21 protein-coding genes are annotated in these 21,879 nt (G+C 42.3%); 14 read left to right on the top strand and 7 right to left on the bottom strand.

Going from position 1 to position 21,879, the window contains the following annotated elements:
- The first annotated feature begins 25 nt into the window (after nucleotides 1-25).
- Nucleotides 26-643, top strand: coding sequence for a Uma2 family endonuclease (locus tag HC643_RS25850; protein WP_038081916.1), 618 nt, complete (start codon nucleotides 26-28; stop codon nucleotides 641-643).
- 55 nt (nucleotides 644-698) lie between these two features.
- On the opposite strand, the gene HC643_RS25845 is transcribed toward HC643_RS25850, so the two are convergent.
- Nucleotides 699-2,171 (bottom strand): family 43 glycosylhydrolase, encoded by a 1,473-nt coding sequence (locus HC643_RS25845; protein WP_082051913.1) that lies wholly within the window; start codon nucleotides 2,169-2,171, stop codon nucleotides 699-701.
- 630 nt (nucleotides 2,172-2,801) lie between these two features.
- Here HC643_RS25845 and HC643_RS25840 point away from each other — a divergent pair.
- The 8 genes from HC643_RS25840 to HC643_RS25805 all read left to right on the top strand — a co-directional run bounded on the left by HC643_RS25840 (nucleotide 2,802) and on the right by HC643_RS25805 (nucleotide 10,447).
- On the top strand, nucleotides 2,802-4,436 hold the full coding sequence (locus tag HC643_RS25840; protein ID WP_050046863.1) for a CPBP family intramembrane glutamic endopeptidase: 1,635 nt from the start codon (nucleotides 2,802-2,804) through the stop codon (nucleotides 4,434-4,436).
- Nucleotides 4,437-5,192: 756 nt separating this feature from the next.
- Complete coding sequence (locus HC643_RS25835) at nucleotides 5,193-5,468, top strand: TM2 domain-containing protein (RefSeq protein ID WP_038081918.1); 276 nt, start codon at nucleotides 5,193-5,195, stop codon at nucleotides 5,466-5,468.
- A gap of 24 nt (nucleotides 5,469-5,492) precedes the next feature.
- Nucleotides 5,493-5,660: a hypothetical protein gene (locus tag HC643_RS25830; RefSeq protein WP_167844753.1), complete on the top strand. Its 168-nt coding sequence runs from the start codon at nucleotides 5,493-5,495 to the stop codon at nucleotides 5,658-5,660.
- A gap of 136 nt (nucleotides 5,661-5,796) precedes the next feature.
- Nucleotides 5,797-6,060: a TM2 domain-containing protein gene (locus tag HC643_RS25825; RefSeq protein ID WP_038081920.1), complete on the top strand. Its 264-nt coding sequence runs from the start codon at nucleotides 5,797-5,799 to the stop codon at nucleotides 6,058-6,060.
- Between the two features lie 151 nt (nucleotides 6,061-6,211).
- Nucleotides 6,212-6,703, top strand: a complete 492-nt coding sequence (locus HC643_RS25820) for a DUF2752 domain-containing protein (protein ID WP_038081921.1) — start codon at nucleotides 6,212-6,214, stop codon at nucleotides 6,701-6,703.
- 180 nt (nucleotides 6,704-6,883) lie between these two features.
- Nucleotides 6,884-7,072, top strand: a complete 189-nt coding sequence (locus tag HC643_RS25815; protein ID WP_038092141.1) for a hypothetical protein — start codon at nucleotides 6,884-6,886, stop codon at nucleotides 7,070-7,072.
- 158 nt (nucleotides 7,073-7,230) lie between these two features.
- The gene (locus HC643_RS25810) at nucleotides 7,231-9,717 is read left to right on the top strand and encodes a heavy metal translocating P-type ATPase (protein ID WP_050046864.1); all 2,487 of its coding nucleotides are present in this window, start codon (nucleotides 7,231-7,233) and stop codon (nucleotides 9,715-9,717) included.
- A gap of 229 nt (nucleotides 9,718-9,946) precedes the next feature.
- Entirely contained in the window at nucleotides 9,947-10,447 is a 501-nt protein-coding gene (locus HC643_RS25805) for an FHA domain-containing protein (RefSeq protein WP_038092143.1), read from the top strand.
- Between the two features lie 119 nt (nucleotides 10,448-10,566).
- Here HC643_RS25805 and HC643_RS25800 read toward each other — a convergent pair whose 3' ends face one another.
- Nucleotides 10,567-10,914: a hypothetical protein gene (locus tag HC643_RS25800; RefSeq protein ID WP_038092145.1), complete on the bottom strand. Its 348-nt coding sequence runs from the start codon at nucleotides 10,912-10,914 to the stop codon at nucleotides 10,567-10,569.
- A gap of 224 nt (nucleotides 10,915-11,138) precedes the next feature.
- On the opposite strand from HC643_RS25800, the gene thyD reads away from it, so the two are divergent.
- Nucleotides 11,139-12,059, top strand: coding sequence for a thylakoid membrane protein ThyD (thyD, locus tag HC643_RS25795; RefSeq protein ID WP_038092147.1), 921 nt, complete (start codon nucleotides 11,139-11,141; stop codon nucleotides 12,057-12,059).
- Between the two features lie 348 nt (nucleotides 12,060-12,407).
- Here the strand turns inward: thyD and HC643_RS25790 are convergent, their stop codons facing one another.
- The 3 genes from HC643_RS25790 to HC643_RS25780 all read right to left on the bottom strand — a co-directional run bounded on the left by HC643_RS25790 (nucleotide 12,408) and on the right by HC643_RS25780 (nucleotide 13,547).
- The gene (locus HC643_RS25790; RefSeq protein WP_038083263.1) at nucleotides 12,408-12,650 is read right to left on the bottom strand and encodes a hypothetical protein; all 243 of its coding nucleotides are present in this window, start codon (nucleotides 12,648-12,650) and stop codon (nucleotides 12,408-12,410) included.
- Nucleotides 12,651-12,736: 86 nt separating this feature from the next.
- Entirely contained in the window at nucleotides 12,737-13,159 is a 423-nt protein-coding gene (locus HC643_RS25785) for a tetratricopeptide repeat protein (RefSeq protein WP_038083265.1), read from the bottom strand.
- Nucleotides 13,160-13,190: 31 nt separating this feature from the next.
- Nucleotides 13,191-13,547, bottom strand: a complete 357-nt coding sequence (locus HC643_RS25780; RefSeq protein ID WP_038083268.1) for a HesB/IscA family protein — start codon at nucleotides 13,545-13,547, stop codon at nucleotides 13,191-13,193.
- Between the two features lie 379 nt (nucleotides 13,548-13,926).
- Here HC643_RS25780 and HC643_RS25775 point away from each other — a divergent pair, with 379 nt between their 5' ends.
- From HC643_RS25775 to HC643_RS25760, 4 genes are all read left to right on the top strand, one after another.
- The gene (locus HC643_RS25775; protein WP_038083272.1) at nucleotides 13,927-15,609 is read left to right on the top strand and encodes a DUF6930 domain-containing protein; all 1,683 of its coding nucleotides are present in this window, start codon (nucleotides 13,927-13,929) and stop codon (nucleotides 15,607-15,609) included.
- A 1,897-nt stretch (nucleotides 15,610-17,506) separates the two neighbouring features.
- Entirely contained in the window at nucleotides 17,507-17,680 is a 174-nt protein-coding gene (locus HC643_RS25770; protein ID WP_038083275.1) for a ribbon-helix-helix protein, CopG family, read from the top strand.
- Between the two features lie 126 nt (nucleotides 17,681-17,806).
- Nucleotides 17,807-19,246 (top strand): 9,9'-di-cis-zeta-carotene desaturase, encoded by a 1,440-nt coding sequence (gene zds / locus HC643_RS25765; RefSeq protein WP_038083278.1) that lies wholly within the window; start codon nucleotides 17,807-17,809, stop codon nucleotides 19,244-19,246.
- Nucleotides 19,247-19,274: 28 nt separating this feature from the next.
- Entirely contained in the window at nucleotides 19,275-19,718 is a 444-nt protein-coding gene (locus HC643_RS25760) for an SRPBCC family protein (RefSeq protein ID WP_038083282.1), read from the top strand.
- Between the two features lie 369 nt (nucleotides 19,719-20,087).
- Here the strand turns inward: HC643_RS25760 and HC643_RS25755 are convergent, their stop codons facing one another.
- Complete coding sequence (locus tag HC643_RS25755; RefSeq protein WP_038083285.1) at nucleotides 20,088-20,327, bottom strand: 2Fe-2S iron-sulfur cluster-binding protein; 240 nt, start codon at nucleotides 20,325-20,327, stop codon at nucleotides 20,088-20,090.
- 10 nt (nucleotides 20,328-20,337) lie between these two features.
- The gene (cobQ, locus tag HC643_RS25750; RefSeq protein ID WP_038083288.1) at nucleotides 20,338-21,816 is read right to left on the bottom strand and encodes a cobyric acid synthase CobQ; all 1,479 of its coding nucleotides are present in this window, start codon (nucleotides 21,814-21,816) and stop codon (nucleotides 20,338-20,340) included.
- Nucleotides 21,817-21,879 lie beyond the last annotated feature (63 nt).

Here is a 21,879-nt window from a genome sequence, read left to right as displayed (position 1 = left end):
GAAACTCATATCATCAAAAGAATTTATGACTACTGCGCCAGTCTCACCCAAACCAGTTACTTTTGAAGAATTTACAGCATGGCGTCCTGAAGGTGGACGCTACGAACTGCACAATGGAGCAATTGTCGAGCTGGCTCAACCAACCGGGAAGCATGAAAATGTTGTTGGGTTCTTAGCACGTAAAATAACTGTAGAGTTCGATCGCCTCAACCTTCCCTATCACATTCCCAAAACTGCATTAGTTAAACCACCAAACCAAGAATCAGCCTACTCACCAGATATTTTATTAATAAATCGCGAAAATCTTTCAAACGAACCGTTATGGGAGAACGAATCTACTGTTTCTCAACCTGCATCTATTCCTTTAGTTGTTGAAGTTGTTTCCACTAACTGGCGAGATGACTACTATAAAAAGTTTGCCGATTATGAAGAAATGGGTATTCCTGAGTTTTGGATTGCCGATTATGCTGCATTCGGAGGACGCAATTTTATTGGTAACCCCAAAGAACCTGCTATTTTTGTATGCCGATTGCTGAATGGGGAATATCAAATGAATTTGTTTAGGGGAAACACTGCAATTATATCTCCTAGTTTCCCTCAACTCAATCTAACAGCCCAGCAAATTTTTGATTCTGCTTTGTAGTGAAAGTGTTTTCCTTATCCGCTTGTTCGGATTGCTATAAATGCGATCGCCAAACTCAGCGAAGAGGAAATATATCAATAGAATCAATTTCCGCGAAATTTTCGCCTTTGCTAAAGCGAATTTGGTTAACACCAGTATTTAATTGTACTCTAATAACAGAATTTAACCAGTTGTCCCATCCCGTCCACACATATCTTAATGCTGGAAGCTCCTTACCATTTATGTATAATTTGTGACTTGCTTCCTTGCCACCTTCAGTGCCATTCCCAAATCTAACTGACATATTATATGTTCCCCGTTTGTTTACCCGAACGCGAAACTCTACATTGCTTTGTGGGTTATCAATGTAACCAACCTTTGCTCCGTTTGATGCGTTTGGATTGGATATTATTTTGGCAGCACCAGTAAAAAGAGCATCTTCGGCTTGGTAGCGATCGTGTTGGGGTTCTCCACTTGGTAAACTAATAGGAGCATTAACAGGTGCTGGAGAACCGAAGTTAGGAGTACCATCGCGGTTCCATCCAAATCTTTGAGTTCTGATATGTCGGTTCCATCCAGCGCTTAAAAAATTGGCTGCATGGTAAACAATCCAGTCCTCTTTGTTATTTGGAGATTTTACAAAGCTGGAGTGTCCCGGACTAACCACGCCATTCCCACTTTGAAACACCGGTTCTTTATATTTACGCCAAGCCGATGGAGACAAGAGGTTACTACCAACTTTTGCTGTTAATAAACCCAACGCATAATTATTTGTCCAACCTACACTTGCAGAGTAAATGAGATTAATAGTTTTGTCTTTAATAATAACTTGCGGTCCCTCATTCACCGTGGGCGGGCTACCAAAACTTTCCCATGGATAAGTTGGGCTTGAAATCTTAACTCGAGAACTACCGAGTGTTGTCGGATTGCTCATCGGTGCAATATACAAGTTCTGTTGTACGTTATTATCACCTTCCCATCCAGACCAAATAAAGTATCTTTTCCCACTGACAGTTAAGACAGTACCATCAATTGCCCACTTATCGTTTTTTTTGTCAAATATTTTGCCTCGATCCACAAAATTTCCGCGAAATGGATCGGGGCTAGCATTTTCAAGCACAAACATTCTATGGTTTAGAGTATTACCATCATCTGCCGTGTAATATATGTACCACTTACCATCTAGAAAATGTAATTCTGGTGCCCATATATTTTGACTATTTGAACCTGACTTAGGTGGTGTCCAGACTGTTTTTCTTTCTCCTCCAACAATACCTGAAAGTGTCAAAGACCGAAAAATGGTGATATTTTGATTTGTTAAGTAGGTCATGTAATAATATCCGTCTGTGTGTTTGTACACCCACGGATCGGCTCCACTTGAGGTGAGAACATTATAAAAATTAAAGGTTGGCGATCGGGCAAAACTATTTTTAATTGCAAGGCTGGAATTTGCAGAGAATATTAGATTACCGGGACCGATAACTCCAAAAATTGCAACCGCAAGAAGACTAGCAATAAATAGTACCGAAAATTTCCGAAGATAACGCATTCTATTTTAGATTTAAAGTTTTGGCTTGAGGTCTTATCAAATAAGAGTCTTATAAGTCAACCGACGAGAAAAAACACAAATATATAAAATAACACCAAATCCGTATAAAGATGCGCCGAATTATATAACGAACCGCGAAGGGCGCAAAGGACACAAAGAAAAAACTAAAGAAATTTGGCGCAACCTCATTAAAGAATTGGTATAAGAAAATATAAAATTTCTAGAATTCCGTTCGCAGTTGCGCTAGGAGCGCATACATCATAAATTACGAACTAGTGGTCTGTCCCATTAATTTTGCTAGGCTGTCACAACTCCGCACACCTAGTTCCCAGGCTCCGCCTGGGAATGCCTTACTGGAGGCTCAGCCTCCAGTGGAGCGCGAGGCAGAGCCTCGCCGACTGTGTTCCCAGGCTCCGCCTGGGAACGAGATAAAAACGTTCACCAGTCAAAACTTTTGGGACAGACCACTAGTGATTGTTATTTGCGCTTTATTTAGTTATCAATAGTAGCTATTTATACCAAATTATAAAACTCTCGACCACCAACTACTAACCACTCAACGCATTTTCTTGCGATAATTCTTAAGGGGTGAGACGATGGACCCTGCACTGGTTAGTTATGGGAGGAAAAATGAGTCACGAGCAGTCAAGTTCAAAGTTTGTAAGAACCGCAGGGCGGTTTATTTTAATAGTTCTGACTCTAGTGACAATCTTAACTGCCGGTCAGTCCTTATTATCGAGTTGGCAGCAACCTCAGTTTCAAAGTCGCTTGGAACTTTACCAAACCAATCTTGCACTACAAGCCGTCTCTTTGGAAGCATCGGATAGCGATCCCGCAAGTGTGAAGTCCTTGCAAGATGCCATCCTGGGTGCTAAACCTCTGGATGCAGCAGCACAGCAGTATCAAGAAGCAAGGGAATCGGCTCAAAGTAATTTAGAAAAAATTAAAACTCAACTAGCACAACTCCAATCCCAACCAGCAACGGCTCCTGCAACCTCTCAATCTCAATCGCAACCTCCTGCAACTAACCCCGCTTCCGAACAGCAGCAACTGTTGCAGCAGTCACTGAATCAAGTGCAAAAATTAATTCCTGAATTAGATTTGCGATTGGGAATCTTACAAGCACAGCAAGGAAAAACTGATGCTGCTGTGAAAACGTGGGATGAAATGCAGCAAAGTTTGGGAAGTAATTCTGAATTTGGTAGGGTTGCAGCAGTGATGTCGGGGCTGTGGAGCGATCCCCCCCGTCTTTTGCCTGATTCTGAAGCTCTGATTCAAGCTAATTTAGATGGCTGGTTTAAATATATTGCGTTGGAAAAACTCTATCAACTCCAGCAACGGCAAGATGCTCTCACAAGTTTAAAAGCCTCTCAACAGGAAGTTGCTGAAACAGCGATGTTGAGATTATCACTGATAGGTACTGTCCCGGTCATTGCTGCTCTTATTGGAGTAGGTTTACTGCTCTTTTTGCTCGCAGAACGTTTCTTCAAGGGAAAAACTGCAATACTTGCTCAAAATGCAGATGTTACTTGGTCAACGCCTTGGGATGCAGAAACGATTTTGGTAGTCTTTGTTGTTGGTTTTTTCTTCACGGGACAATTCCTCGTACCTGTAGCAATCAAAGCATTCCTAGTACCTTTAGTAAAATCGGTTCTCCCTATCAAAACCCTCGTCTCTAGCGTGCGAATTCAAGCACTATCTGTTTTTGTAAGTTACTTGTTCGTCGCCTTAGGGGCTTTGTCTGTACTGTATTTAGCTATCAACCGATTTTTGCCTCTACCTGATGGCTGGTTTCGCTTCCGGTTTAAGGATAAATGGTTTTTTTGGGGATTGGGTGGTTACTGCGTAGCATTGCCTGTAGTAGTTATTGTATCTTTGGTGAACCAACAATTGTGGAAAGGACAAGGCGGGAGCAATCCCCTGTTGCAACTGGTGCTTGAAAGTCAAGATTCTGTCGCACTGAGTATATTTTTCTCGACGGCGGCGATCGCGGCTCCCTTCTTTGAAGAAATTCTCTTTCGCGGTTTCTTGTTACCCTCTCTTACCCGTTACCTCCCCGTGTGGGGATCGATCCTCATCAGTAGTTTTTTATTTGCGGCTGCTCACCTTAGCTTGGCAGAAGTTCTCCCCCTGTTCTCTTTGGGCATTGTACTCGGTGTTGTTTATACGCGATCGCGCAACCTCCTCGCTCCCATGCTTCTCCACAGCCTCTGGAATAGCGGAACCCTCCTCAGCCTTTTTATCTTAGGTAGTCCGAGTCAATGATTTTTCTAGCAGCCAACTTTACCAATTCTTTGCTTAAACTTTTACAAAAATTTACTCGTAAACCTTGGTGTTTAATGTTGATAAATGCTACTTTGAAGCAAAGACGCTAAAGTTAAAGATAACTTAGCAACTATGTGAAATCAATAGTGAAAGAGTCACGCTAGTGGTAGCACGATCGATTCTGTCTATTCATAGGTGTAGGTTCGTTTGATGGCATGAATAGCTAAAACCGCTCCCCTGTCTGTTTACTGTTCTGTATGGAAATGGTTAGCAGACAGCGAGTCATACAGTTAGTGCTATTTTTATCGACTTGGTATCCTAACTTCTAGGAAATCACTTCAGAACTTAGAGATCTACACCAGTATTTTTATCACTGTAGAAATATCAAAAGAATCCGGAGAGAGCACAGCTTGACTAGTAAAAAATACTAGAGTCTTTGTATTTTTACGAATCTTGTAGCTAATTCTCCATCGAAGAATTTTACAGCCTAACGTGCTGTAAAATCCCTTTGCCGGATTTTCTAGCTAAAGTAAAGATAGCAGAGTCACGAGGGAGCGCAGCTTCAGCTATGTCTGAAAGCTGTGAGTTGTTCGTGTCGGTAGCGATTCGCCATGCATTGGTGAATCGCAACTTCTGCATATCTATTGTTATCAGTGCTTCTACCGAGATCGCTTGTTAAGTCAACTAAAAGCCTTAATTAGCTACAACTTATAGGTCTTACATATAAATCACTCATAAAGCAAAGGAAATAAACCCATGGCTAAACTCAGCCCCAGTCATGCTACCAAACAACTTTTAGCGGGATACTGCGGTATTATCTTTGGAGGTTTTGGTATCCATAAGTTCGTTCTTGGTTATGCTCCGGAAGGATTTGTCATGCTAATCATTTCTTTAGTTGGCAGTTATTTTACCTATGGTTTGACATTACTCATTATGCAGCTTGTTGGTTTAATTGAAGGAATGATTTATCTAAACAAATCACACGATGAGTTTGTCAGTACCTATTTCTTGAACAGACAAGGTTGGTTTTAGTTACTAACAAGTCACCAGCGATCGATGACTCTCAGGGTATTTCCTGAAGGAGACGCTACGGGTTGCCTTGCAAAGCCGTGGCGTCAGCCGCAGGCTTTGCCTGTAGGGCTATACGCTATTAGCACCCATTTCACTGCCTGTAGGACTGGGTTCACAAGCAACGAATTACTAGCAATTTGTGTTGCCGCATAACATAATACATTATTTCTCGACTCCCTTATCCCTTTCAGGATATTTGTAAAAAATTAAGTGCTTCTACGGTTTGTAGGTAAAAAACTCAACGCTAGCATTGTGACGTCATGATGAGAAATACGGGAGTTGCACTCAAATGTCAAATGGAACCTCAAGCGATGCTAGCAAGAAAACGACTGCTGGTATTTGTGGCATCCTAATTGGAGCATTAGGTATTCATAAGTTTATTCTTGGTTATAATACCGAAGGTATTATCATGCTGCTTGTTTCGTTACTGACATGTGGTATCGGAGCACCATTCATGGGTATTCTTGGTTTGGTTGAGGGTATTATGTATTTAACCAAAAGCGATGAAGAATTTGTCAGTACTTATGTAGTAAATAAAAAGAAATGGCTTTAACCATTTTAAAAGTCTACTGAAGGACGAAGGATGAAATATGAAGTATGTAGAAATATAATTTAAAACCCCATCAATAAATTGAGGGGCTTATATTCATTTATCAACCTATTTTTTATCCTTTATCCTTTTTTGTCTCAGCCTAAAGAAACAGGTGTTGAAATTATCTCGCTCTCCTTTATCTTACAGGGGTCAGTTTGTTCGTTGGGGTATACTTGGATTTTGTAGTACTCCTTTACTGGGAACGCTATTCTACAACCAAGGTTATAGAATAGCTTTCCTAGTTTGTCCGGTGCGACACTTCACTGGAATTCCTTGTCCGACATGCGGTATGACTCGTTCTTTTATGGCGATCGCACGTGGGAATTTAGAACAAGCAGCATCAGAAAATGTGTTTGGGATTATCTTATTTACTAGCTTTTTCATTGCAGTCATTCATGTTGCTGTAGAATTACTGTTGAAACGTCAAATGACTGCTTTCTATTGTCAATTGATAAAAATCAAAAAAATACACTCAATTACTTTTTTTATAGCTTTATTGTATTATATTTTGCGTTTATTTCATTTATTTAAAACGGGAGAACTTTATATTTCTTTTATACATTCTCCTCTCGGGCAATTTCTTCTTTCTATACAAGTCCATTAAGGAGTCATAAATGAGAAGACTGTTAATAGCTAATAGCTAATGGCTAATGGCTAATGGCTAATGGCTAATGGCTTTCTGACTATTAGCAATTAGCAATTAGCCATCCAAATTTTTTACAAATAATTTAGGATTGCTATAGTTGTGTTAGTGTTTATGAGAAACTAAATAGTATTTAAGAATATGTTGGCTCTCAAAGGGAAAAATATAACTTTAATCGCTCTTGCTCTCATGGCAATGGCTTATTTCAGTACTATGTCTCATTTGGAAATACACCCATTTTTAAAAGGGGAATTTGTTCTCATACCATTACAGGGACTCGCGTTAATTTACGTGATGTATTGGCGTTGGTATCATCGTCCCATAAAATAATGAAGAGAAAGGATCGGGGATAACATCCAACGACCTGCGCTTAACAAAACTTAATATGTTTGACAATCTGTCAATGCTTCAGATTTCGCCTACGCTCAAATAAGAGGCGCTTAAATAAGCGCGTTTATATTTCTTTCGTAGCAAATCTAAACATTTCCATGCAATTTGTCTCGAAGACTAACCTTCCCTCAGAACCAGCCCTAACAACAGAGAAAATTACTTTGGATGTTAGGGGTATGAAGTGTGCTGGCTGTGTAAAGGCAGTAGAACGCCAGCTAACTCAACATCCGGGAGTTAAAAGCGCTTGTGTGAACCTAGCGACAGAAGTCGCAGTCGTAGAATTAGAAACTGGTGCAGTACCGCCAGAAGCACTAGCAGAGAAATTAACATCGGCTGGATTCCCGACTCAACCTCGGAAATTACGCGGGCAAGGAGCAAGCGAGACACAAGGAATACCCAGCCTAGAAGAACGCCAGCGCCAAGAAATCAAGTCAGCGCGGCGGCAGTTGGCGATCGCAGCAATACTTCTGGTACTGTCAATTACCGGGCATATTGGCAGCCTTGGCGGACCGATACCGCCAGTTTTGCAAAACATTTGGTTCCATTGTGGCTTGGCAACTGTCGCCATACTTATCCCCGGTCGTCCAATTTTGGTGGATGGGTGGCTTGGGGTGCGGCACAATGCACCTAATATGAATACCCTTGTAGGATTGGGAACGCTAACAGCCTACATTGCCAGCTTAGTCGCCTTAGTGTTTCCCCAACTGGGTTGGGAATGTTTCTTCGATGAGCCAGTGATGATGCTGGGCTTTATTTTGTTAGGGCGTACATTGGAAAAACGAGCCAGAAATCGTGCGGCTGTCGCCTTTAAAGGATTGCTCGCCCTCCAACCGCAAGTAGCCCGGTTGATAGCGAAACCAAAAACAGAGGAAGATACGACTCTTACAGTTTCTGCCAATAGGGAAGTTGTAGAAATTCCTGCTGAAGTCGTGCGTGTTGGTGAATGGTTGCAAGTTCTTCCCGGAGATAAAATTCCCGTTGATGGTGAGATTGTAGACGGACAAACAACTCTAGATGAGTCGATGCTGACTGGAGAAGCAATGCCAGTTATCAAGCAACCGGGAGATTTCGTAGTAGCAGGGACAATAAATCTGTCAGGAGCGATCGCAATTCGAGCCACTCGAACAGGAAGCGATACAACCTTAGCTCAGATTGTTGCCTTAGTAGAAACAGCCCAAACTCGGAAAGCACCCGTACAAAAATTAGCAGACACAGTAGCAGGATACTTTACCTACGGGGTATTGACAGCCGCGCTGTTAACATTTGTTTTCTGGTACTTTTTCGGCACCCACCTTTGGCACGATTTAAGTGTGTCCGTTGGAATGAACACCGCTCATCATTCCCTCACCCCCTTACCCCCTCACCCCCTCACCCCCTCACCGCTTCTTATCAGCCTTAAACTAGCGATCGCAGTTATGGTAGTTGCTTGTCCGTGTGCTTTAGGGCTGGCAACACCCACAGCTATACTTGTTGGGACAACTATTGGTGCGGAGAGAGGTCTTTTAATCAAAGGTGGCGACGTTTTGGAGAAAGTACACCTTCTAGGCACTGTTGTTTTTGATAAAACCGGGACTCTGACAACAGGTCATCCTGTCATAACAGACTGTATCCCCGTTTGGGGAGACAAGGGAGAAAATTCCACCTTGTCTCTCAATCGCCAATTTCTGCTCAAAATAGCAGCCGCTGTGGAAAGTGGAACAATTCACCCGCTGGCAAAAGCGATCGTACAAGAATCACAAAAACAAGGTTTGCCAATCCCCAATGCTACGGATTTTCGTACAGAACCTGGATTTGGTGTATCTGCTCTTGTGGAAGGGAGTTTGGTGCTTTTGGGTAATAGCGACTGGTTGCACTGGCATGGAATTGAGATCGGCGAAACCATTGCACAACAAGCTCAAACACTAGCGGCGGATGGGAAAACAGTTGTTTTTATAGCATTTGAAGGCACTGTAGCCGGACTGATTGCTGTTCAAGACACGATAAGACCAGATGCCAAAGCAACAGTAGACAAGTTGCGCCAAATGGGTCTGCGGGTCATGATGTTAAGCGGTGACTCACTAGAAGCAGCAAAGACTGTAGCCAATCAACTGGGACTTTCAAGCACTGATGTTGTAGCTGGCGTTCCCCCTACAAAGAAAGCCTCTGTCATTCAAGAGTTACAGGGGGGAATAGAAAGTAGCGAATGGGGAGTGGGAATTAATTTGCCCAAGCCGAAGTCCCTCATTGCCATGGTAGGCGATGGTATTAACGATGCCCCTGCTTTGTCTCAGGCAGATGTAGGTATTACGTTACACTCAGGAACAGATGTTGCCACGGAAACATCTGAAATCGTATTAATGCGCGATCGCTTAACAGACGTGGTTGAATCCATCCAACTCAGCCGCGCCACTTTCAGTAAAATCCGTCAGAACTTATTTTGGGCTTTCGCGTACAACACACTTGGAATTCCCTTAGCAGCTGGTGTTCTGTTGCCCGGTTTCGGTTTTGTCTTAAGCCCCTCTGGTGCGGCTGCATTAATGGCTTTTAGTTCAGTCAGCGTAGTCACAAATTCTTTATTGTTAAGACGTTTTGCTCGCCCTGACTGAACTCTCACTGTAGAGGTATGATTTGACAAGGTTTCCCTATTAGCAGACTCACAAAAACAATCACGAGTAGAACGAAATGTTCTACTCTTTTAGGTGAGCATACAATATAACAGTATAAGTACTATTTAATTATCACTATAGTTTAGGGGCATGAGTGCGAGAGACGGGTACAGCTACAGTTTTATTCCGATTAATACCGATTAACGACGATTTAACGCTACCTAGTAACATGACAGAAAAAAATTCTCAACAAATTTTTATTGATAACAGTCCATCTGATTTAAAAAACGTGTCAATGGCAGCAGAAACTAATGAAAGTCATTTACTGATTATAGAAGACGACCAAGGACGTAAAGAGTTCACGTTAGATCGTCCTACTTATTCTATCGGTAGAGATCGGGAGTGCGATATTCGCCTTGTGTCACAATTTGTCTCGCGCCGTCATGCAACTCTCGTTAGGCTACCGCGTGATGATAAAAAACGGGGCTATTATTACCGAATCGTCGATGGTGATGCCAAAGGCAAAACGAGTTCCAACGGTTTAATGATTAACGGTCGCAAAATTCCAGCCCACGATCTTAAAAATGAGGATGAAGTTGTTTTTGGTCCGCAGGTTCGTGCCATTTATTACTTACTGCGGGACAGCATGCGGTCTACAGGACAGACAGATGCTAGTGAGTATGATATTACACTCATTAATCCTGGAATGACAGAGGATCTAGAAGACTGATAACTGAACTGTTGGCAGAAAATTTCTGCTGCTAGCTTGTATGCTCGCTCAAGCATTTTGCTACAAGCTAGCTAATTGAATTGCTAGCTCGAGCACAAGCGTTACCAGCGCTAATAACCTCAGCCAGCAAGACTTTCTATAAGATGCCAATGACGGCAATGTTCAATCTCCTGTTTGATAAACTCAAACATTTGTCGGCAGTGATTATCCAGTTGGAGAGGTAGTTCCTCGTTTTTAATCACAATGCTCATCCGCGTCTCTGTTTCAGTAGCCGAACTTTTATCAATCAACGCTTCCACCGTTACTAATTTAGAAAAGGGTACAGTCCCAGGAATCTCACGTGCCATTATGTAATCAGAAGTATAATATTGTACTTCTAGATTGCAGTCTTGTAGAAGTTCTACCATTAATGGCTGAAGATGGTTGAGAGCAACCGAAAGAATAAACGAACAGGTATAGCGAGCCATAATAGCCCCACGCCGTGCAACACTCCGTCCATCCTATAATATCCAACTACCCAATAGGCAAGTTATTACAGTTTAATTAAAAAGCGAACTGCTATTTAGAGGAAACAGAGAATAGGGAACAGTAGGGTGGGTGCTACCCTTTTAGGTAATATAGCGGAGAGTTCGGGAGTCATTGCTAATTGCTAGTAAAATAGGGGTCTGGTGAAGACTCGCAGTTAATAATGATGAAAGTAGCGATCGCTGGAGCAACAGGATTTGTGGGTAGTCGTTTGGTAGAACGGCTCCAGAAAGAGGGCATGGAAGTGGTTATTTTAACCCGTAGCGCTTCCTTTGCCCAAAAAGTTTTTCCATCTACAGCTTTTCCAAATGTTAAGGTTGTGACCTACACACCCACCGCATCTGGTTCTTGGCAAAGCGCCATTGCGAGTTGTGACGGAGTTGTTAATCTTGCAGGAGAACCTATTGGTGAGGGGCGTTGGACTTCAGAACGCAAGCAGGAAATTTTAAACAGTCGCAAGCTTGGAACGCAAAAAATCGTAGAAGCTATAGCTAGCAGCAATCCTAAACCAAATGTGCTGGTTAACGCCTCAGCGATTGGTTATTATGGCACAAGTGAAACAGCTACTTTTGATGAAACTAGCCCACCAGGTAATGATTTTCTTGCCCAAGTCTGTCAAGCTTGGGAAGCAGAAGCTCAAAAAGTCACCGAAGCTGGCGTGCGATTGGTTGTTTTACGCTTGGGCATTGTTTTGGGTACTGGTGGTGCCTTAGGTAAAATGATTACTCCATTTAAACTCTATGCGGGCGGTCCTATTGGCAACGGTCAGCAGTGGTTTTCGTGGATTCATGTAGATGATGTTGTTAACTTGATTTTACAGGCTTTAACCAGAACTGATATGCAAGGAGTCTATAATGCAACAGCTCCTTCTCCAGTCCGCATGACAGAACTCAGCAAAACTATGGGACAAGTTATGAATCGTCCCTCTTGGTTACCCGTACCTTCCTTTGCAATAGAAGCCCTTTTAGGAGAAGGAGCGATAGTTGTTCTGGAAGGTCAGCAAGTGCTTCCCAAACGCACTCAAAGCATTGGCTTTCAGTACAAATACCCCTCGGTTGAACCGGCACTAGCGCAAATTTTGAAATAGGGCTAATGGCTAATTGCTAATGGCTAATTGCTAATTGCCCTCCCTTGTATCTCAGGAGCACAGACGCTTCGCGATGCGAAGCTATGCCCGCAGGGCTATACGCCCTATCTCAGGAGCACAGACGCTACGCGTTGCGAAGCTATGCCCGCAGGGCTATACGGGTTCGCCAGTCCCCAGGGCGCGGGAGACCCGCCTATGGCGCATTCGCGCCACGCTTCGCTATCAGGGCTGGACTCACCAGTTGCCAGGGCGCGGGAAACCCGCCTACAGCACTGGACTCACCGCCTACAGGACAGAACTCACCATTAGCCATTAGCTATTAGCTATTAGCCATTAGCCAGTCTTCCATTAGCTCTTCTGAAATTTCCTAGACACCCAACTGGTAATTCCACTGACAAGAGCGCCTGCCATTAGGATGCCAATAGCTGGATTAAATACGGGTTGCCACAGCTTGTACCATAAATCTAAGCCAAGTGCGACTCCGCTTGCTTGGCCGATTGCTGCTACTGCTAACCATGCAAAGCCAAACAAGACCAGAAATACGTCCGCAACTAGGATAAAGTTGAGCCAGTTTATGAATTTATCTTTCATAAGAAATTGGGAAATGATAGTTAGCGGTTAGTTGTTATTTGTTAGTAGTTTACAATTACCAACAACCAACCACTAACCACTAACCACTACTCAGGAAACAACCAACCTTTAACTTTTTTCAAACTTTGCCAATCTGGTTTTCTGTTTAAGCCATCTTCTATGCTGCTTTTGATTTCTTCTTGCCAGTCAGGATTTACAAAGATCAGCTGGTGTGCAAAGTCAACGTGCTCGCGCAAACCTTTTTGACCTGTTTCTAACATTGCAACAGCAAGATTGACCCTTGCTTGAGGGTCTTGGGGATTCAACTTGACAGCTTTTTGAGCGGCTTTGAATGCTGCGTTTGCTTTGTCGTTTAACAGATACAGCCATGCCAAGCACGTCCAAGCAGCGCTGTTTTTAGGGGCGCGATCGCAAATTTCTTTAAATACAGGAATTAAAGTCTCTGCTGATTCTCCAGCTTTATAACGTTCTAATCCTGTATCAAAGAGGGTTTCAACTGTTTGAGTCATTTGTCTGAGTCACGGGTCATAGGTCAGGTGGTTACACACCAAACGATTTACCACAACCACAGGTTTGGTTAGCATTGGGGTTGGAAAACTGAAAGCCACCACCAATCATGGCATCGCTATAATCTAGTATTAAACCATAGAGATATAATAAGCTCTTGCGATCGCATACAATTTTGAAGCCGTCATAATCATAAACTTCATCGTGGGGGGTAATTTTGCTGGGGTCTTCAAAATCCATTAAGTAAGACATTCCAGAACAACCACCTTGACGAACTCCGACCCGCAAGCAGAGGTCTGTACCTTGCCTATCTCGCAAGAATTTTACCTGTTGCAGTGCGGCATCGCTAATTTGAATTCCCTTTTGTTGAGGTTGAATGGCTTGTGTCATATGTTTGTTTATACTCCTTACCTCGTTTAAGCTTAACCATACCGCAGCAGAGTGAGAGAATTAAACCTACATCCTGCCGCCAATGTGAGTTTCTCACGCCTTTTTTGCTTCTATTGTAGCGACATTAGTGCCCCGAGTTGGCAAATTATAAATACTCCGTTAAAAGCAGGCCAAGATTTTTATTCTAGAATTGAGAGATTCGGTATGTAAAAATTCAATATTTTTGAAATTTATGCTTTGTAACGGTTGTTATCCGCGCTCGCAAAGCGCAAGCTGTACCCAGTTTATCGCTCTTCACAAATAGCCAGGGCTTTTGGCTCTGGGTATTTGTATAACCCAAAAATTGATTTCTTTATTATTTTTTTGATGAAATGACTCTATGACAAGTTTTAATCGCTCTACCAGTCGTCGGCTGAAGAAATTAACTCAAATTCCTTCTGTATGGGAGGGCGATCGCCGTCCGTTGTTATCACCGCCAAGCCAAAGCCTGGAAACCGAGGTCAAGGGTGAGTGCATTTTGTGGGTGGACGGCACGCAGGGTATTGTCCGGGGTATGGATGTAGTAGCACCAGAAACCGGTCCGGAAGCAGTTGTTCGTACCTTGATGCGAGCAATGGAGCATCCTCACAGTCCGGCGAAACCTGCTCGTCCCCAAAGAATTGTGGTTAGAGACAGAGAAATTCAATTCTACCTGCGCGGAGTCCTCCAAGATTTAGACATAGCAATAGAATATTCACCAGAATTGCCGTTAATTGACGAATTATTTCGTGGGTTTGCTGAAATTTTGGATAGCCAAGTTCCTGACTTACCCCCACAGTACGTACAAGTGCTGCGAGAAAAAGCATTTGCCATTTGGCAAGCAGCCCCTTGGGAATTTTTAGAAGAACAGCAAATTTTATCAATTGAGATCGATCGGTGGGATGTCGGAACTCTTTATGCCAGCGTTATGGGTATGCTGGGTATGGAATACGGAATTTTACTATATCGCTCTGAAGAATCGTTAAAACAGTTTCGAGCCACAGTTTTAAGAGATGATGAATTACAGGGGCGTTTAGAAGAAGCTTTTCTCAAGCAGGATTGTCTGTTTCTCACTTTTGAGAGTACCGATGAAATAGATGATGAAGATGATGAGTTTTTCGATTTAGCAGATTTGTCACTTTCAGACATAGAACCCACCTTCGGTAATATTCATCCATTAGAAGGGTTGAGATCGGTTTTATATGATGAAGAAGCACTCGTGGTCTTCGTAGCGTTAGAAAGCTTATACCGTTTTATTCGGGACTACCGTCGCCAACTAAGTGATGACACTTTCCCCACCCTCAGTCGTCGCTACCGCATTACTCTTCCTGAGTCATCAAATAATGACCCAGGAAAGTCAATTCCTGTTGTTGTCTCTACCATGCCACAGTTAGCAGAAGAGTTAGAGGAAATAGCGGGTTTCAGTTTTGATGATGACGATGATTATGATAGTTATGAAGACGATGAAGACGATGAAGACGATGAAGAAATGTCTCTGTTTCAGTCATTACGAGATGATGTGATACCAGAAGATTCATTCATCAGTTTAAGTGTTGTGTCTTGGGAAACTTTGGATGACTTGCGGAAGGGATCGAACTACCATAAGATTGGTGAAATGACACAAGTAGGTGATGGATTACCTGTCATATTAATTCAAACATCCCGTCCTAAGGCAAAGACCCTAATTGAGAACATAGAACAAGCAGGTGGTTTAAAGGGGATCGGTTTTAATCCTGGTGCAGATCCTTTTGACGAGCAAGATTACGATTTGGGTTTGTTACAAACTGAAAATGACGAATTGATTTTGTTTGGTGAGTTTGAGGATGATGACCCCGTACATATAGAAGACCGACAAAAGTGGAATCAGCGATGTAAAAATACTAAGGGATACTGCGGTTTGGTGATTGCTAAAGGATTAACCGGCTCTTCTCGTGGTAATCCTCAGCCACGGGATATGATGGCTTTGTTTGAAGCGAGATTCCTTTCACCTAAAGATATAGGCATTGGAACTTTACAACTCATGCCTCAACTGCAATTTGAGTAACTGAAGGAAGAATAAAAGATGAAAAATGAAATTTGTTATCCTTCCTGATGCGACATTTCGTCCATTCCACAAGACAATTATTTGTGTTGCAGTCAGCGAAACCCTTTATATTTGAACGAACACAAACCCGGTTTCTTTTAGAAGCTGGGTGAGTTTCTATAAGACTGATTCTCTCAATATCGTAAGTTCGATGAAGTCATAACAGACTTCACTGTATTACACCCCAAACCTCTCTCCTTATGGGAGAAGGGCTTCAAGCCCCGATTGTTTTGGAGTTGCTCCTTCGTTACTTTAGACTTACCCAAAGTTAAACTGTCGCGCCATAATTTGCATATTCTAAGTTTTTGGAAAAACTCAGTCAAACCCTCCCCTTCAACCAACGTGAGAACATGAAATGCTTCACAGCTGACCCAAGAAGGCCAAACATTTCTCGTTACTGGTCTAGCTGAACTCTAAAGCTGAATTCCTGCTTCACCCTGATGATTTTGGCATCATCCCGTGTTCTGAGAGATTGCGGTACGTACAAGTTAGATTTACCCCTTGAATCCTCCCAATACATTGGAGAGAGGTTTGGGGAGAGGTTTGATATTCAGTTCCCTCCCCTTTCACGCTTGAGGTCTAAGGTGGGGTAAAACTGACACTCAAACCTTTATCTGACAAATCTTTCTGACTGGTAGGTACACTGTCAATACTTATCGGGTTTTGCCGTTTTTTCCTCCCCCGCACAAAGTTGCTTGTCTCTCGCGACAATTTTCGAGAGATCTTGCAGTATTGGGCACACTGTAGCTTTTTCAGAGAAGCTTGCTGCACCATTGTAGTTTTTTCGACTTGTAGTAAGTAGCGTTGATTTAGAGGTCTCTCAATGTGTTCCTTTCATCAAGGGAATTTGTTCACTAATTGCAATGAAATGCATTGCTGAGTTCGCTGGTGTAGCTGCAATTTCGTTCTTACTAGAGCTAAAAAACTAGGTTTCTTAATGTTAAGTCAAGTTTGGTTCTAGCAACAGGAGAAATTCTAATTGAATAACATGTAACTTAGATTCATAAAGATAAGTAAAAAAGTTTTTTAATCCTTGTTTCGAGTCTATCAAAAATTCATAAACTACCGTAAATTAAAGAAGGTTTAATTTTTTTAACAAAAATTGTAAAGAGTAAGTAAAGACTTAAAATCTTTAATAAAAGGATATACAATGTGGTAATTAGACACTTTAATTCGTACCTAATTATGGAAGTCTGTGATATCTATTATGGATAAGTAAGAAACCTTCTAACAGAAGAAGCTACGCTGAAATTTTTCATGAATATCTGTATTTTTCAATACAATGTGCCGATCGAATATTGACTAAGAGTGGTTATGAATATCTGACCGTGCAACAAAGAAAGTAATTGTCTGGTGTGTTGCTATCGATTTTCAATGAACGGGAGATGCAGTAAGAATCTCACGAGCCACAAACGTTCTTGTTGGCTCCACCATAAACCAGCCTGTAAATGCCATGCTCCGGGTTGATGGCATATCTTTTTTTTTACAAGGTGCTCGGCTGATTGCTGTTAGCTAATTCTAACAACGTACTAAGCCTCACAATACTAAAATTTGTCTCTTGCTTGATAGAAGATTTTGTCATCAAATTTATACAATTTCTTTATGAAGCAAAGACAGCCTGTTGCTAACTTGATTCAATTGGCAGCAGGTGTACTTTATTTTCACACTTTGTTAGTACATTCGGTTGTTGTACTCTCTATACTCTATCGAAAAATGAAAGATACATTCACAAAACCAAACAAAGTTTTTAGTCTTTACCAAATTACTTGTTTCCTGACAAAAACTCTGATAAGTTATCCTTTTCATCTCTAGTTTGTTCCCTTAGATGATGTTAATAACCAGCAAATACAACAATAAAATGACAAATAAAAAATGGGCTGTAAAACGTATCACTGTCAATTTAGCAACTCAGGAGGCAGAAAAACTGGAAAAGTATTGCCGTCAGACTGGTAGACCAGCCACTGACGTGATCCGCGAACTTATCCGAGCCTTACCAGTTAACGATGATTCCAAGGACGTCACTAACAACTAAGACAAAGCTTGTTAACAGTTAATGCTCAAAGCTTAACAATCAACTGTTAACACCCGTTGGTACGAGGCGCAAATTCCGACACCAACCCAGTTACAATTTGTAAAGAAACTGAGAAGGAAAAACGGAATGCGTGTTGCAATCATAGGTGCGGGACTTGCTGGACTAGCAACCGCTGTAGATCTAGCTGATGCTGGCTGTGAAATCCAGATTTTTGAGTCCCGTCCGTTTGTTGGAGGAAAGGTTAGTAGTTGGGTGGATGGCAATGGCAATCATATTGAAATGGGATTGCACGTCTTTTTTGGCAACTACTACCAACTGTTGGAATTGATGAAAAAAGTGGGAGCGCAAAATAACTTGCGTCCAAAAGTTCACACCCATACTTTCATCAATAAGGGGGGAAAGACAGGAGAGCTAGATTTTCGCTTTTTTATGGGTGCGCCTGTTAACGGATTAAAGGCGTTTTTTACAACTTCCCAACTTTCAATCTTGGATAAGTTGCAAAATGCTGTGGCTTTGGGAACTAGCCCGATCGTCAGGGGTTTGGTTGACTTTAACGGTGCAATGCAAAACATTCGCGACTTGGATAAAGTCAGCTTTGCCGATTGGTTCCGACGTCACGGCGGTAGCGAGGGTAGTATCAAGCGGATGTGGAATCCAATTGCCTACGCCCTTGGCTTTATTGACTGCGAAAATATTTCTGCTCGTTGTATGCTGACTATTTTTCAGTTGTTTGCTGTCAGGACAGAAGCGTCGAAACTACAGATGCTGGAAGGTTCTCCCTATGAGTACTTACACAAACCGATTGTGGAATACATTGAAGCTAGGGGGACGAAGATTTATACACGCCGTCAAGTGCGAGAAATTAAATTTTCTGGGGAAGGAGAACAGACTCGTGTCACTGGTTTAGTCGTAGCAAATGGTGATACAGAAGAATTAATAACTGCTGATGCTTACGTTGCTGCTTGTGATGTTCCAGGAATTCAGCGAGTGTTGCCTGAAGCGTGGCGCAAGTGGTCTGAATTCGATAATATATACAAATTGGATGCCGTGCCAGTAGCAACCGTTCAACTGCGGTTTGATGGCTGGGTTACAGAATTAAATGATGCAGATAAACGCAAACAGTTAAAGCAAGCAGCAGGAATTGACAATCTACTCTATACTGCAGATGCTGATTTTTCTTGTTTTGCCGATTTGGCTTTGACTAGTCCGGCTGATTATTATCGGGAAGGACAAGGATCTTTGTTACAGCTTGTGCTAACACCAGGAGATCCTTTTATTAAACAAAGTAATGAAGCGATCGCAGCCCACGTTCTCAAGCAAGTACACGAGTTGTTTCCCTCCTCGCGAGAGTTAAACATGACCTGGTATAACGTGGTCAAACTCGCACAGTCTCTCTACCGGGAAGCACCGGGAATGGATATTTATCGTCCGGGACAAAAGACACCAATTCCCAACTTCTTTCTTGCAGGGAGTTATACGCAGCAAGATTATATCGATAGTATGGAAGGTGCTACACTTTCAGGCAAGCGTGCAGCAAAAGCGATCTTGGAGACTGTGAAGAAATAAACCGCAAAGAGAAGGGCGCAAACAAATAATGGCAGATTGGTTAGAACACAGCGTACAAGTAGAAGTAGAGGCTCCTATTGATTTAGTATGGGGTCTCTGGGCCGATTTGGAACAGATGCCTCGCTGGATGAAGTGGATTGAATCTGTTAAGGTTCCGCCGGAGAATCCAGATATATCTTTGTGGACATTGAATACTGGTGGTTTGGAGTTTACTTGGAAATCTCGAATTCTCAAAGTTGTTCCAAACCAAATCATTCAATGGGAATCTGTGGATGGGTTACCAAATCGGGGAGCAGTGCGTTTTTACGATCGCCGCGGGAGCAGTATTGTTAAACTTTCTGTTGCCTATGCTATCCCCGGTATTCTTGGGAAAATCATGGACAATTTATTTTTAGGGCGAGCTGTAGAATCAACTCTTCAAGCGAATATGGAACGCTTTAGAGAGTATGCAATTAAGGAGAAATCTTCTTGATGGCTAATGGAAGACTGGCTAATGGCTAATAGTTTATGAAGCGTTAGCAGATGGCTATTAGCTTTTACTCTCTTGGATTGCCAAACAAATTATTGTCAACCATTTACACTATTGCGGAACTCGATTGAATACGAACGCAGATGATATTTCTATAATTTTATGTTTGGGATAACGCGAACATAAAAGTATTTTCTAAAGTCCACACAGGTGGACTTTGTTTGTAGCTAGTTACAATGACTCATCAACCATTAGCTATTAGCCAGTCTTCCATTAGCTATTAGCCAGTCTTCTATTAGCTATTAGCTATTAGCCATTAGCCATTAGCTAATAGCTATTAGCCATTAGCTATTAGCCATTAGCTATTAGCAATTACCAAGTCGGATCGCTAAATAAATTAATGGTCAACTGTTCGCGATCCGGAGGAACTGAACTAATACAAGCGCGGATAGTATCTCCATCTTCTATATCGATCGCGCAAGCAAAACATGAACCCATCAGACAACCTGTAGGAATAAATACACCTGCTCGATCTGCAACATCAAGCAGAGGTTCTCCGACTTCAGCATCAATGGCGACATTATCAGGTAAAAAATGGACGCGAACAGTCATAGCAACTACCCTAAGATAAAAATGCTGTTAGGTCTAAATGGCGTTCAACTTCTATAGCAAGGGAATCTAAAATGCCTTCTCTTTGTTCCCGATAATTGGCAACACCAGTCGGTAAAGATTTTAACCCCCTTTGTTGGCGCAGGCGATTTAACCAAGCGCGTCGCCAAGGACCGTTATCAAATATACCGTGGAGATAAGTTCCCCAAACCGACAGACAACTATCTACTAACCCTAAATTAGCATCATCAAACAGGGGATGGTATGCTTGAGGGTCTACTCCTTGAGTTTCTGTACGCGATCGCCCTTGATGAATTTCAAATCCGACAACGGGTAAGCCCATTTGCGGATAGTTTGATGTCACTTGTCGCTGGCGGGCGATTTTTTGTCCTGTAATGACAGTTTTGATGGGTAGTAAATTCAATCCTTGGTATCTACCGGCTTGTCCTTCTATCCCTTCTGGATCTGCTATCATTTGACCCAGGATTTGATACCCCCCACAGATACCCAAAACTGTACCCCCGGCGGCGGCGTAGTGCTGAATTGCTTCTGCCATTCCGCTTTTTTGCAGTATTAACAAGTCGGGAATTGTGGTTTTTGTACCAGGGATAATGACTGCATCGGGATGTCCCAAATCTTGCTTGGGACTTAAGTATTTGACTGTAACTGTAGGTTCTGATTCTAGAGGATCGAAATCTGTAAAGTTAGAAATTCTTGGCAAGCGGATGACACTGACATTGAGTTCTGTGTTCGATTTTACTACTCTCCTGTCTAGCAAATCGAGGGAATCTTCGGCAGGATATATATGTTCTAAATAAGGAATCACTCCCACAACAGGAATACCAGTCCGTTCTTCCAACCACTTTATCCCTGGTTCGAGAAGCGATCGCTGCCCTCGGAACTTGTTAATGACTATACCCTTAATTAATTGGCGTTCATCTGGTTCCAATAATTCCAGAGTTCCCACAATATGGGCAAAAGCGCCCCCTCTGTCAATGTCTACAACTAATAAAGCAGATGCGTTTAAGTGTTTTGCCACCCGCATATTAGTTAAATCTCGATGTTTGAGATTGATTTCTGCTGGGCTTCCCGCACCTTCGCATACAAGTAAATCAAATTCCGTACTTAAGTGCTGTAAAGATTCTTCAATAGCCCGCCAACCGACATCAAAATATTGTTCGTAGTAATCTGAAGCATTCACTCTACCCACATACTTACCCTTGATGATGACTTGAGAAGTCATATCTCCTTGGGGCTTTAATAAGATGGGGTTCATTTCTACCCAAGGTACAACTCCTGCAGCCCATGCTTGCACTGCCTGAGCATAACCAATTTCGCCACCGTTGGGGGTCACATATGCATTTAGCGCCATGTTTTGACCTTTAAAGGGAGCCACTCGCCAACCACGGCGTGACAACATACGACAAATAGCTGCAGTTAACAACGATTTTCCTGCGTGGGATGTCGTTCCCAATACCATAATAGCTTTCATAAGTCAACGTTCCATCATAAATGGTTAGTAGTCAATGGTCAATAGTCAATGGTCAATAGTCAA

The organism is Tolypothrix bouteillei VB521301 (assembly GCF_000760695.4).
GTDB lineage: Bacteria > Cyanobacteriota > Cyanobacteriia > Cyanobacteriales > Nostocaceae > Scytonema > Scytonema bouteillei_A.
This window is presented reverse-complemented; position numbering and strand designations above follow the sequence as displayed.